The 11,718-nt window shown below is 66.1% G+C and carries 11 protein-coding genes; 8 read left to right on the forward strand and 3 right to left on the reverse strand.

Annotation, left to right across the window (positions count from 1 at the left end; genetic code table 11):
- From ASC79_RS18035 to ASC79_RS18055, 5 genes are all read left to right on the forward strand, one after another.
- Positions 1 to 714 carry a CpsD/CapB family tyrosine-protein kinase gene (locus ASC79_RS18035; RefSeq protein WP_162244306.1) on the forward strand — a complete coding sequence of 238 codons (714 nt, stop codon included), beginning with the start codon at positions 1 to 3 and terminating at the stop codon, positions 712 to 714.
- Positions 715 to 717: 3 nt separating this feature from the next.
- Entirely contained in the window at positions 718 to 1,593 is an 876-nt protein-coding gene (gene xrtV, locus ASC79_RS18040; protein WP_200937226.1) for an exosortase V, read from the forward strand.
- The gene (epsI, locus tag ASC79_RS18045) at positions 1,590 to 2,285 is read left to right on the forward strand and encodes an exosortase-associated protein EpsI, V-type (RefSeq protein ID WP_056021158.1); all 696 of its coding nucleotides are present in this window, start codon (positions 1,590 to 1,592) and stop codon (positions 2,283 to 2,285) included. Before xrtV ends, epsI begins: the two co-directional genes overlap by 4 nt.
- A gap of 147 nt (positions 2,286 to 2,432) precedes the next feature.
- Positions 2,433 to 3,608, forward strand: a complete 1,176-nt coding sequence (locus ASC79_RS18050; protein WP_056021155.1) for a polysaccharide pyruvyl transferase family protein — start codon at positions 2,433 to 2,435, stop codon at positions 3,606 to 3,608.
- Between the two features lie 99 nt (positions 3,609 to 3,707).
- A complete protein-coding gene (locus ASC79_RS18055) occupies positions 3,708 to 5,126 on the forward strand; it encodes an oligosaccharide flippase family protein (protein ID WP_235528779.1) in 1,419 nt (472 codons plus the stop codon).
- Here the strand turns inward: ASC79_RS18055 and ASC79_RS18060 are convergent.
- Positions 5,123 to 5,701: a CatB-related O-acetyltransferase gene (locus ASC79_RS18060; protein WP_200937227.1), complete on the reverse strand. Its 579-nt coding sequence runs from the start codon at positions 5,699 to 5,701 to the stop codon at positions 5,123 to 5,125. The genes ASC79_RS18055 and ASC79_RS18060 overlap by 4 nt on opposite strands.
- Positions 5,702 to 6,032: 331 nt before the next feature.
- On the opposite strand from ASC79_RS18060, the gene ASC79_RS18065 reads away from it, so the two are divergent.
- The 3 genes from ASC79_RS18065 to ASC79_RS21195 all read left to right on the forward strand — a co-directional run bounded on the left by ASC79_RS18065 (position 6,033) and on the right by ASC79_RS21195 (position 8,691).
- Positions 6,033 to 7,160 carry an AGE family epimerase/isomerase gene (locus tag ASC79_RS18065; protein WP_304437886.1) on the forward strand — a complete coding sequence of 376 codons (1,128 nt, stop codon included), beginning with the start codon at positions 6,033 to 6,035 and terminating at the stop codon, positions 7,158 to 7,160.
- A gap of 14 nt (positions 7,161 to 7,174) precedes the next feature.
- Positions 7,175 to 8,464 carry a nucleotide sugar dehydrogenase gene (locus ASC79_RS18070; RefSeq protein ID WP_056021147.1) on the forward strand — a complete coding sequence of 430 codons (1,290 nt, stop codon included), beginning with the start codon at positions 7,175 to 7,177 and terminating at the stop codon, positions 8,462 to 8,464.
- Between the two features lie 68 nt (positions 8,465 to 8,532).
- A complete protein-coding gene (locus ASC79_RS21195) occupies positions 8,533 to 8,691 on the forward strand; it encodes a hypothetical protein (RefSeq protein WP_156378356.1) in 159 nt (52 codons plus the stop codon).
- 3 nt (positions 8,692 to 8,694) lie between these two features.
- Here ASC79_RS21195 and ASC79_RS18075 read toward each other — a convergent pair whose 3' ends face one another.
- Both ASC79_RS18075 and ASC79_RS18080 read right to left on the reverse strand, forming a co-directional pair.
- Positions 8,695 to 9,717, reverse strand: a complete 1,023-nt coding sequence (locus ASC79_RS18075; protein ID WP_056021145.1) for an NAD-dependent epimerase — start codon at positions 9,715 to 9,717, stop codon at positions 8,695 to 8,697.
- 60 nt (positions 9,718 to 9,777) lie between these two features.
- Positions 9,778 to 11,706: a nucleoside-diphosphate sugar epimerase/dehydratase gene (locus ASC79_RS18080; protein ID WP_162244307.1), complete on the reverse strand. Its 1,929-nt coding sequence runs from the start codon at positions 11,704 to 11,706 to the stop codon at positions 9,778 to 9,780.
- Between the last annotated feature and the right edge of the window lie 12 nt (positions 11,707 to 11,718).

The raw sequence follows: 11,718 nt of genomic DNA on the forward strand, positions 1-11,718 counted from the left end.
GTGCCTCGGACCAATGAAGCCGACCCCAACGGGGGCGCCTCGATCGCTGAGGCCGGTATCCGCAGGGGCGGAGAGTTGAGTTTCTCCTACTCCCCGTCGATCGTGACCCTCGCGGCGCCGCATGCCGAGCAGGCCGAAGCCATCCGCACGTTGCGCACGCACATCATGGCGCAGCACGTGGACGACGGTCGCCGCGGGCTCGCCATCTGCGGACCGAGCGCCGGCGTCGGCTGCTCGTTCACCGCCGTGAACCTGGCGGTCGCGCTCTCGCAGATCGGCGTCAATACGCTGCTGATCGACGGCGACCTGCGCAAGCCGAGCGTCCAGGACCTGATCCGGCCCTCGCAGCCCGTGATCGGCCTGCGCCAGGCGCTGGGCGCCGAAGAGGCCGAGGATGGGATCATCCAGACCTCGGTGCTGCCGAACCTCTCGGTGATGTTCTCGGGCGGCGTCGCCCCTGACGCCCAGGAGTTGCTGGCCAGCGACCGCTTCAAGGATCTGGTCGACGAGCAACTGCGCGACTTCGACATGACGATCATCGACACCCCGGCCGCCAACAGCTGCGCCGATGCGCGCCGTATCAGCACCGTGGTCGGCTACAGCCTCATCGTCGTGCGGCGCAACCGCAGCTTTATCGGCGACATGCAGGCGCTCGCGGCGCAACTGAACGAAGATCGCGCGCGCATTGTCGGGACCGTGATGAACGAAGGCTGATCGGTGGCGTCGACAGTCTCAGAAAATCTGCCGCGTTCCCGACCGGTGGTCACCAACGCATGGGTGATCGCCTTGGGCATGGCGCTGTTGTCGATTCCGACAATCGCCACCCTGGGAGAGCAGGTCTGGTCGAAGGAGGCTGGCGCCCACGGTCCGATTGTTCTGGCGACAGGCCTCTGGCTGCTCTGGCGTCAGCGCGACGAGATGGCCGCCGCCGCGTCGCCCGGCAGCGACTGGCTGACGATCCCGGCCATGATCGCATCCCTGGCGCTGTACGTCTTCGGTAGAGCCTATGACTTCATCAGCCTGGAGGTGATGGGCCTCTACGGTGTCGGGGTGGCGTTGATGTACGCCTGCTTCGGCCTGAAGGTCGTGATCACCCACTGGTTTCCGCTGCTCTATCTGGGCTTCCTGGTGCCGCCGCCGGGCTGGTTCATGGACGGAATCACCGCGCCGCTGAAGCTGTTCGTCTCGTTCGCCGCGACCGAGGGCCTGCAGGCTGTCGGGATCCCGGTCTTCCGTGAGGGCGTGACGCTGCTGATCGGCCACTACCAGCTGCTCGTCGAGGACGCCTGTTCGGGCATGAACTCGATCACTGGGTTGGTCGCCATCAGCCTGTTCTACATCTACCTGCTGAGGAACGCCTCCTGGCGCTACTCGCTGTTCCTGGTCGCGCTGGTTATCCCGATCGCCATCGTGGCCAACATCATCCGCATCGTGACGCTGGTGCTGCTCACCTACTTCTTCGGGGACGCGGTGGCGCAGGGCTTCCTGCACATGGCCGCGGGCATTTTCCTGTTCGTGACCGCGCTGCTGCTGGTGTTCGCCGTCGACAACCTCATGTCGCGGCTGCTGAAGCCGAAGGGCGCAGCGGCATGATCGGGCGTCGGCAGTTGCTGTTCCTGGGCGCCTGCGCCGGCGCGGCGGGGATGTCTTACGGCCTCAAACCGCGACGCCGGCTCAGCCTGGTGTCGTCGGGCGACAAGATCGAGACGATCGTCCCGGTGCGCTTTGGCCAATGGTCCTCGGAAGAGAGCGACGGCCTGGTCCAGCCGAAGACCGAGGGCCTGGCGGCGACGCTCTACAGCGAGATGGTCGGCCGTATCTATCGCAACGCCGAAACCGGCGAGCAGGTGATGATGCTCATCGCCTACGGCGACACTCAGAGCGACCTGCTCCAACTGCATCGGCCGGAGTCCTGCTATCCAGCGCTCGGCTTCGAACTGCAGTCGGTAAGCGCCGGCGAGATGCCGTTGCCCGGGGGCGCCGAACTGCCGGTCCGCAGGATCGTCGCCAAGGGCGCCGACCGGATCGAGTACGTCACCTATTGGACGCGGATGGGCGAGTACCTGCCCAAGAGCGCCGGCGACCAACGGTCGATCCGGCTCAAGACGGCGATGGAAGGCTATGTGCCTGATGGGGTGCTGGTGCGCTTCTCGGCGCTTGGCGCGGATCCGACCGCCGCGTTCGCGTTGATCGACAGTTTCGTGCCGGCCCTGCTGGCGGCCACCCCGGCCGCGCAACGCAACGCCCTTGTCGGCACGCAACTGGCGAAGGCGATCAGAACCTGAGGCCTGCGCCGGCCGCTCGCGCCGGATGCAGGACACTTGGGCGTAGGCGGGTGCGACCTAGGGATCGCGTCTGACAAGCTGAGTTTCCGCGCGGCTTTCGCCGCGCCGCGCCAAGCCTGGCGCTTCCGGAGTGTGTGGGAAGAATGAATGGCGGCTAAGGCGATCAAAATCGGGCTCCTCTGGCACTCGCCAAACTCCGGCAATCTCGGGGTCGGCGCGCTCACGGTCGCCAACATGGCGATCGTGCGATCGGTGGCCGCGGAACTGGAGCTCGCTCCCCGCTTTACGATTATCGGCATGCGCGACGATGGCGCGGTCTATGTCTCGCCGGAGGACGCCGACGTGTTCGTGATGAACTCCCGGACACTCGTGGATCCGCGTGGAGCGTTCCGGGTGATCGGCGAACAGGACTGCATTCTGGACATCGGGGCCGGCGACAGCTTCGCCGACATCTACGGCTTCCGGCGCTTCCTCTTCCTCTGGCTGACCAAGATGCAGGCCATTGCGCGCCGCGTTCCGCTGGTGCTCTCGCCGCAGACCATCGGTCCGTTCACGCGCTCGCCGTACCGCCAACTGGCGTCGATGGCCCTGAAGCGCGCCGACAGCATCCTGGCCCGCGACAAGACCTCTCTCGAGGCTCTTCGCGACCTGGCGCCCGGCGCGAATGGCAAGCTGTCGGTCGATGTCGCGTTCGCGCTGCCCTATGTCGACCGTAGCGCCGAACGCGGCGGCGAGCGCTTGCGGGTCGGGGTCAATGTCTCGGGCCTGCTCTACAACGAAGCCGAGAGCGGCCGGAATCGGTTTGGGCTGAGCGTCGACTACGCCCAACTCATGCGTCGCTTCATCGCCCAACTGGACGCGCGGCCCGACGTCGAGGTGCATCTGCTGCCCCACGCCACAGCCGAGGCGTACGCCTGGGACGACGATGGCCGGGTGAGCGACAAACTCGCGGCGGAGTTTCCACGCTCGGTCAGGGTGCCGAACTTCACAAATCCATCAGACGCCAAGTCGTATATCTCCAGCCTGGATTTCCTGGTGGCCGGCAGAATGCACGCGTGCATCGGTGCGTTCTCATCGGGCACGCCTGTAGTTCCGGTGGCCTATAGCCGAAAATTCAGCGGACTATTCGGGTTGCTGGCGTACAAATGGATGATTCCGACCTCAGGTTTCGATGTCGATATGGCGCTCAAGTATCTCGACGATTGTCTCGAGCGGCGGCAAGAATTGTCAGCCGATATCGCCAAGGGCATGCACGAAGTCGATGATTTGCTTGGCGTCTATAGGGCGGAGTTGCGCCGAACATTCGCATTGGTTGCAACCTGAGCGACCACTTCCACTAAACCGCCATGAAGTGCGGCGGATATTGAGTAAGTGATTCTAGCCGCCCGGCGGCTGTAGTGATCGCAGATTGAGGGCGCTGCCATTCGCCAGGGTACGAGATCATATGTCGTTGCGTCGGTAGTCGCGCAGGTCTGTTCGCTTGCGCGCTATACGATCATGGCGCGTTTTCTCGGCCCAGAGCAGCTTGGCCTGGCCGCTCTCCTGATCCTCACCGCACAGTTCTTCGAGTCGGTCAGCGACAATGGAAGCGATCGCTTCCTGATCCAGGACCGCGACGGCGACGTCCCGGCTGTCCAGAAGCTGGTTCAGTTGGTGTTCGTCGGCCGCGGCTTCTTCATCGGGCTTGGCCTGCTGATCGCGGCCTATCCGATGGCTTACCTCTACAAGGAACCGGCCCTCGCATCGGCGCTGATGATCCTGGCCATCTCGCCGCTGATCGGCGGCTGGGTGCATCTAGACTTTCGGCGCGCCCAGCGGCGCCACGATTTCAGGGCCGAGGCGGTCGGACTGGGGTTGGCGGAAATCACCAGCACGGTCGCGATCATCATCGCCGCCTACTACACGCAGAGCTTCACCGCGGTGCTGTATGGCCTGATCGCGCGGTCGATCGTCCAGGTCATCGTTTCCCACACCATGGCACAGCGGCCCTACGCGATCGGGTATTCGCCGGAATATGCCAAGCGTCTGGCGCTTTTCGCCGGGCCGCTATTGATCAACGGCCTTTTGCTGTTTGTCGGCTCGCAGGGCGACCGGGTGCTGATCGGTCACCAGTTGGGCGTGAAGGACCTCGGCTACTACACGGCGGTCCTGCTGCTCATCAGTTCTCCGGCGTCGATGATCACCCGCGTCCTGGGCGCGACCAACCTGCCGTTGATATCGGCGACGCGCGGCGATCTCGGGCGCTTGAAGGTCGCCGCCGGCCGGCTCGCCGGGCGAACCCTGTTGCTGTCCCTGGCGATGGCCGCTGGCTTCGCCCTGGTGGCTCCCTTCTTCGTGGTGCTGCTCTATGGACCCCAATTCCACCAGCCGATGACCTTGGTGGCGTTGATCGGCATTCTGCAGGCGGCCCGCTTCATCCGGCTGTGGCCCACCAATGTCGCGCTGGGCATGGGGCTCAGCCACATCGTGATGCTCAACAACATCGCGCGGCTCGTTGCGCTGCCCGTCGCCATTGTCGGCTTCCTCGCCATCGGCGGCCTTTCGGGCATCGTGGTCGGATTCATCGTCGGCGAGTTCACCGCCCTGATCGTGGCTCTGGTGCTGCTTAACCGGCAGGTCGGGTTCAACGCCTGGGACGGGTTCGACCGGGTCGCCGCCTTCGCCGCCGCGCTGGCGGCCATCTTCGGCGCGGCATGGGCGGTCGAGACCGACCGCTATGCGTGCGTGGCGCTCTTCTGGTCGCTGCTGGTGATCGTGGCGGCGTGGGTGGCCCTTCGCGAGCGGGCGACGATCACCGAGGTGCTGGGCCTGCTGCGGACGCTCAAGCCCGCCCGCCGCTAGGCGTCGGCCGAGCGACGCCAGGCCTCAAGCGCGGCGACGGTCGGTTTTGCGACCATGTCGCCATGGCTCTGCACCACGCGTCGCAGGGCAGGGGTGTCGAGTTCCCACCAGCGGCTGGCCTCGATGGCCTCGACGAGCTCGGGCTCGAAGCGATCGCGGATCTTGCGCGCGGGATTGCCGACCATGACGGCATAGCGCTCCACGTCCTTGGTCAAGATTGCGCCGGCGCCGATGACTGCGCCGCGGCCGATGAACTTGCAACTCGGCAGGATGACCACGTTGTGCGCCACCCAGACGTCGTCCTCGACGATCAGCGGCTGATCCCAGGTGATGTCTTCATCGACGACGCCGAACTTGCGTTCATAGAGCGCCGGATGGGTCGTCAGGGCTTCCAGCGGGTGGTTGATCGGCGCCGACCGCACCGTGCTGGCGAACGAACAATAGCGGCCGATGCGGATCGGCCCCGGCATCCGCCACTGGTCGAAGCATCCATAGGAGTACATGCCGATGTCGATGTCGTAGCGTTCTCGGAACAGCTTGCGCAGGGCCAGATTGTCGAACTGACGCCGTCTCATCAGGTAGAGCCTGAGTTTGAGAATGACGGAATTGACCAGTCCGAGCATGTCCAAGCCTTCGTGCGATTGCCGAGGCCAGGACGCGAGCACCCTGGCTAGGACTTATCTAACACCTTGGCCCTGAACAAAGGTTTCCGAACAGCGCCTTGCGAGCCGGTGGAAGGCCGGTCGGGTGTCGTGCGCCAGCCACGCAATTTCGCCGCAAGCTGCCCATAACTGGGCCGGGCGCATTCGCGATATGACGCATCGGCCGCGACGCGCTATCGAGGGCTCTACGAGGACAAGGTTGGAAGTGTTGAAAGTCGATTCGCCGGCGCGACGGGAAGACAGGTTGGACGCTCAAGGCCCAGCACCGTTCGAAAGCCTGGCTGCAGCCGCGGCCTGGTATGACGCCTGGGTGCGTGAGGCGGCGTTGCCGCTGTGGTGGGAGCGCGGCGCCGACCGCGAGCGTGGCGGCTATTACGAAGCCCTGAGCCCCGCCGGCGAACCCCGTCCGGGTCCGCGCCGCGCGCGCGTGCAGGGCCGCCAGACCTACGTCTTCGCGACGGCCGGAGCGATGGGCTGGGACGGCCCCTGGCGCGAGGCGGCCTGGTACGGAATGGACTTTTTCCTTGAGCGCTACCTGCGCTCGGACGGGCTGTTCCGCACGCTGGTCGGGCTGGACGGGGCGCCGCTGGACGACACCCCTATGCTGTATGATCAGGCCTTCGCCCTGCTCGGCACGGCGACCCTGCATAGGGTCGATCCGGATCGTCACGCCCTGCGCCAGGTGGCGCTGGGCGTGCTGAACGGCCTGGATTCCATGCGCAACCCGGCCGGCGGCTTTGTCGAGAACATCGCCTATCCGTACCAGGCCAATGCGCACATGCATCTGCTGGAAGGCGCCCTGGCCTGGGCCGAGAACGAGGGCGGCGTCTGGGACGCCTTGGCCGACGAGATCGTCGAGATGGCGCTGCGCGTCTTCATTGATCCCAAGGGCGGGTTCCTGCGCGAATTCTTCGACGCCGATTGGCGGCTCGTGGACGGCGACGACGGCCGCCTGGTCGAACCGGGCCACCAGTTCGAGTGGGCCTGGCTGCTGGAAAAGTGGGGACGCCTGCGCGGCCGCGAAGACGCCCTGGCCGCCGCGCGCGGCCTCTACGACGCTGGTCGCCGCGGGATCGACCCGGCGCGCCAGGTCGTCATGAACGAGCTGTGGGATGACTTCTCCGTCCGGGAGGCCACCGCGCGGCTGTGGCCGCAGACCGAGCACCTGAAGGCCGTTCTGCTGTTTGGCGACGAGGCCGGCAAAATCGAGGCGGCCGAGGTGCTGCGGCGCTATCTGATGACCCCCGCGCCAGGGGCCTGGCGCGACAAGCTGCGCCCGGACGGGACCTTCGTCGACGAGCCGGCGCCAGCGACGTCGTTCTACCATATCCTCTGCGCCTGCACGGAGCTGTTCCGGGCCACCGGACGCTAGGAGAGACCCGCCTGATGCTCCAGAATCCCTTCACGCAGACGCCGGCCAAGATCGGCGTCATCGGCCTTGGCTATGTCGGACTGCCGCTCGCGGTGGCGCTGGCGGACAAGTATGCGGTGGTTGGGTTCGACATCGACGCCGAGCGGATCGCCGAGCTGAAATCCGGGCACGACCGGACGCTGGAGACCTCGGCTGAGGAACTGTCGGCTGCGACCGCCCTCAGCTTCGCGTCCGATGATGCCGAGTTGAGGGCTTGCAACGTCTTCATCGTGACGGTGCCGACCCCGATCGACCGCTACAAGCGGCCTGACCTGACCGCGCTGCTGTCGGCCAGCCGCACGGTCGGCCGCGCGATCGGCAAGGGCGGCGTGGTGATCTTCGAATCGACCGTCTATCCGGGCGCGACCGAAGAGGACTGCATCCCGGTCATCGAGTCGGTCTCGGGCCTGAAGTTCAACGTCGATTTCTTCGCCGGCTATAGCCCGGAACGTGCGAATCCCGGCGATCGCCAGCATCGGCTGTCGACGATCATCAAGGTGACGGCCGGCTCGACGCCGCAGGCCGCGCAGTTCGTCGATGCGCTCTATGCGGCGGTGGTGCCGGCCGGCACGCACCTGGCCAGCTCGATCCGGGTGGCCGAGGCTGCGAAGGTGATCGAGAACACCCAGCGCGACCTCAATATCGCGCTGATCAACGAGTTCGCCCTGATCTTCAACCGCCTGGGAATCGACACCCAGGAGGTGCTGGCCGCGGCTGGGACCAAGTGGAACTTCCTGAAGTTCACGCCCGGCCTGGTCGGGGGGCACTGCATCGGAGTCGACCCCTACTACCTGACCTCCAAGGCCGAGGACGCGGGCTATCATCCGCAGGTGATCCTGGCTGGGCGCCGGATCAATGACGGCATGGGCGGCTACATCGCCCAGGAGCTGGTCAAGACGATGATCCGGCGCGAGATCCAGGTCCGTGGCGCGCGGGTTCTGGTCATGGGGCTGACCTTCAAGGAAAACTGCCCGGACCTGCGCAACACGCGGGTGATCGATATCGTCCGGGAACTCGAAGAGTACGAGATCGCTGTCGATGTCCACGAGCCATGGGCGGACGCTGCGGAGGCCGAGGCCGAGTATGGCGTGGCCCCCGTCGCGAAGCTGGAGCCGGGCGCCTATGACGCGATCATCGTCGCTGTCGCCCACACGCAGTTCAAGGACATGGGCGTGGAGGCGATCCGGGCTTTGGGCAAGCCCGGCGCCGTGCTGTACGACGTGAAGGCGATGTTCCCGCAAGGGGCGGCGGACCTGCGCCTGTAGGCGACCGCTTGCCAGGGCGCACAACCCTGTTATCGACTAGCTGCCGTCGCTGACGTGAAGGATTCCAGATGGAACGACTTGGCCAGTTTTCCTTGCCGTTCCTGGCGGCGTGCATCATCGGGCTGATCGTCTGGTCGGTCATCAGCGAGCGTCGAGCCACCCGCGAGGAGGCGCGTCGCGCCAAGGCTGAGGCGGCCGCGGCGCGCGACCAGGGCCGGCGCCGCTAGGCGTCAGTTCGCCCCGACGCGATAGTATTCAAGATACCAGTCGACGAAGTTCGACACCCCGACCTCGATCGGCGTCGACGGCGCATAGTCGAGCGCCGCCTTGGTGTCGGTGACGTCGGCCTCGGTGCGGGCCACGTCGCCGGCCTGCATCGGCAGCAGGTTCAGCTTCGCCTTGCGGCCCAGCTTTTCCTCCAGCACTTCGATGTAGCGCATCAGCTCCACGCGCTGGCTGTTGCCGAGATTGAGGATGCGCCAGGGCGCAACGCCGCTGGTCGCCGGGTCGGGGGCCGAAGCGTCCCAGTTCGGATCCACCTGCGCGGGGCGATCGAGCGCGGCGACCACGCCCGAGACGATATCGTCCACATAGGTGAAGTCGCGCTGCATGTTCCCTTGGCCGAACACGTCGATCGGCTGGTCGTCCAGCATCGCCTTGGTGAACTTGAAGAGCGCCATGTCGGGCCGGCCCCAGGGGCCGTAGACCGTGAAGAACCGGAACCCGGTCGCAGGAATCCCGAAGAGGTGCGCGTAGGAATGCGCCATGCCCTCGTTGGCCAGTTTCGTCGCCGCATAGAGCGTGATCGGGTGGTTGGCGCTGTCGTGAACGGAGAAGGGCAGCTTGGCGTTGGCCCCGTAGACCGAACTGGTCGAGGCGAACACCAGGTGCTGCGCCTGCACCGCGCGGGCGCCTTCGAGAATGTTGCCGAACCCGACCAGATTGGCGTCGATGTAGGCGGCGGGCTGCTCGAGGCTGTAACGGACGCCCGCCTGGGCCGCGAGGTGGATGATTCGCTCGGGCTTGGCCTCGTCGAACAGCCGGGCCATGGCCGCGCGATCGGCCAGGTCGATGTTCCAGTGCCGGTAGCCGGCGCGCGCTTCCAGTCGCGCCAGCCGCGCCTGTTTCAGCGTCGGGTCGTAATAGGGGTTGAGATTGTCGAGGCCCACCACTGTGTCGCCGCGATCGAGGAGCCGATGCGCGACGTGGGAGCCGATAAAGCCGGCCGAGCCGGTGACCAGAATAACCGCCATGCGAACCGCTTAGACTTTTGACGCGTCCACGTCACGTCCGCTCGGCGCCGCTGCGGCGCCTTAGGCGTTCGAGACGACCCTGAGCGCCGGGACGGGCGGCTTCTCGCCACGCACCTGGGCCACGATGTCGAACAGCTTGCTGCGAACCTGATCGACGTCGCCGCGCTGGGCCAGCCCTTCCAGTTCGATGAGATGGTTGGGGGTGATGCGCAGGGCCGACGAGGAGACGACCTCCATCACCTTCGGCGCGCAGGGCAGGGAGCGTTCGGTTTCGTCGAGCAGCAGCTCGGTCAGCTTTTCGCCGGGGCGCAGGCCGGTGACCTCGATGTCGATGTCCTTGCCAGGGATGTGGCCCGACAGGGCGATCATCTGGCGGGCCAGGTCGAGGATCCGGACCGGCTCGCCCATTTCCAGCAGGAACAGGCGCGCGTGCTTGGTCTCTTCGCCCTCGGCGGAGTGCGCGGTGGCGTGCAGCACCAGCTGCGCCGCCTCCGGAATGGTCATGAAGAAGCGCTCGATGTCCTCGTGCGTGACGGTCACCGGACCGCCGCGCTCGATCTGCGAGCGGAAGATCGGCACGACCGAACCGGCCGAGCCCAACACGTTGCCGAATCGGACCGCCGAAAAGCGGGTGCCTTGGCCAGATTGCTGGGCCTGGATCACCGCCTCGGCCAGGCGCTTGGTGGCGCCCATCACGTTGGAAGGATCCACGGCCTTGTCGGTCGAGATCAGGATCATCTGCGCCGCCCCGCAGGCGCGAGCCGCCTCGGTGACATTCCAGGTGCCGATGACGTTGGTCAGCACCCCCTCGCAGGGGTGACGTTCGACCATGGAGACGTGCTTCAGCGCCGCGGCGTGGAAGACCAGATCCGGCTTCTCGCGATCAAACGCCTGATGCAGGCGGTGCGAGTTGCGCACGTCGCAGAGCACGGCCGTGCGCGAGAGCTGCGGCCAGGTCTCGCCCATTTCGCGATCGATCTCGAAGAGCGAGGTCTCCGAGAAATCCATCAGCGTGACGTGGGCGGCGCGGAACTGGGCCACCTGGCGAACGAGCTCGGCGCCGATAGAGCCGCCGGCGCCGGTGATCAGCACGCGGCGGCCATGAATGAGGGCGCCGACCGCGGCGCGGTCGAGTTCGATCGGATCGCGGGCCAGCAACTCCTCGACGCTGATCTCGCGCATCGGCAGCAGCGGCATGCCTTCGTGGTGCGCGAGTTCGACGATCGAGGGGCGGCGCAGCAGGCGGATGCCGTCGTTCTTGAGCAGACCGAGCTGGTCGGCGGTCAGGCCCTTCAGGCGGCCCGGTTCGTCGAGGAAGAGGATGGCGCGTGGATAGCGGTTCCAGCGCCGCAGGTCGGTCAGGGCCTCGTCAAGATTGAGGAGGCTCTCGATCACGCAGACGCCGCGGACCTGTTGGCCTAGGTCGCGGGCGTCGGGACTGACGATGCCGACCGGGGTCCAGGCATGATCATGGCGGCGGGCGGCGTCGCGCAGGTAGGAATCGGCCAGCGCCGGCGAGCCGATCAGCAGCAGCGAGGGGGCCTGCGGCGCCCGATTCCGGATCGTCTTCAGGGGCGCGAAGCTGTCCAGAGCATGCTCGTGCAGCGCGCGGCGCATCAGGCGCGCGCCCATCGAGCCGACCATCTGGAACACCACCGCCATGGCCAGCGCCGAGCGGGGCAGGCCCTCGGCGCGGTTCAGGACGAAGACCAGCAACAGAAAAACGCCGGCGGTCAGGAAAGCCGTGCGGGCGAGCACCAGGGCGTCGGGAATCGACACGTAGCGCCAGGGCGACAGCTCGCGGCGGAACATCGTTGAGAACAGCGCTGCGAGGCCGGTATAGATGCCAATGAGCTGAAGTAGTTTTAGCGCCGGAAGAGCAGGTCCAGCAGTTTCGAGGAACTGACCGGAAGCGAGCAGGTACGCCAAAAAGAAAGCGCCGGCGGCGATCAGAGCATCTGCGATGATGGTCTGGGCCCTATTGGCCATCTGCTCCATGAA

Origin of the sequence: Phenylobacterium sp. Root1290 (genome assembly GCF_001425305.1) — a bacterium.
Classification (GTDB): Bacteria; Pseudomonadota; Alphaproteobacteria; order Caulobacterales; family Caulobacteraceae; genus Phenylobacterium.

Excerpts from the sequence above, each read along its gene's own strand:
- epsI (WP_056021158.1), top strand. The coding sequence starts at position 1,590 with ATGATCGGGCGTCGGCAGTTGCTGTTCCTGGGCGCCTGCGCCGGCGCG.
- ASC79_RS18050 (WP_056021155.1), top strand. The coding sequence starts at position 2,433 with ATGGCGGCTAAGGCGATCAAAATCGGGCTCCTCTGGCACTCGCCAAAC.
- ASC79_RS18060 (WP_200937227.1), bottom strand. The coding sequence starts at position 5,701 with ATGAGACGGCGTCAGTTCGACAATCTGGCCCTGCGCAAGCTGTTCCGA.
- ASC79_RS18070 (WP_056021147.1), top strand. The coding sequence starts at position 7,175 with ATGCTCCAGAATCCCTTCACGCAGACGCCGGCCAAGATCGGCGTCATC.
- ASC79_RS21195 (WP_156378356.1), top strand. The coding sequence starts at position 8,533 with ATGGAACGACTTGGCCAGTTTTCCTTGCCGTTCCTGGCGGCGTGCATC.
- ASC79_RS18075 (WP_056021145.1), bottom strand. The coding sequence starts at position 9,717 with ATGGCGGTTATTCTGGTCACCGGCTCGGCCGGCTTTATCGGCTCCCAC.
- ASC79_RS18080 (WP_162244307.1), bottom strand. The coding sequence starts at position 11,706 with ATGGCCAATAGGGCCCAGACCATCATCGCAGATGCTCTGATCGCCGCC.